The sequence below is a fragment of the Silanimonas algicola genome (assembly GCF_054777375.1).
On sequence record NZ_BAAHAS010000015.1, the window covers coordinates 1 to 506 of the forward strand.

1 protein-coding gene is annotated in these 506 nt (G+C 71.7%); it reads left to right on the plus strand.

Annotated features, from left to right (window positions below; genetic code table 11):
* Positions 1–506 (plus strand): alpha-amylase family protein (locus tag ACYVAK_RS14715; RefSeq protein ID WP_461062339.1); only part of this gene is annotated, 506 nt, incomplete at both ends.

Consider the following 506-nt stretch of genomic DNA (forward strand, 5'->3'; position numbering starts at 1 on the left):
GGCGGCCGTCGCATTGCTGGTGGCCGGCTGCGCCTCGAAGGCGGTTCCGCCGATCGAGGGCGTGGTCTGGCAGATCGACAACGAGCACACCGAGCCGCGCGGCGACTGGGAGCGCCTGGGCGTGCGGCGCCTGCTGGTGCAGTGGACGGTGGTCGACAACCTGGCCTTCGTCCCGGGCACCGAGCTGCCGGCGGGCAGGAGCATGCCGGACTGGTCGCGCATCGCCGGCCAGCCCTGGGCGCACGAGGTGATCCTCGGGCTGGCGGGCCGCTTCGACGAACGCAACGCGCGCGCGAGCCTCGAGGAACTCGCGCAGTTGTCGGCGCGCATCGCGAAGAGCCCGCCGCCGGTCAACGTCGCGGGCTGGTACTTCCCGGTGGAGATCGATCCCACCTGGATGGAAGCCTTCCGCCTGAAGGCGCTGCTGGCGCAGCTGCCGCGGCCCTTGTGGATCAGCGTCTACGACAGCGCCAACGTGGGCCCCGAGGAACTCGCGCAAAGCCTGG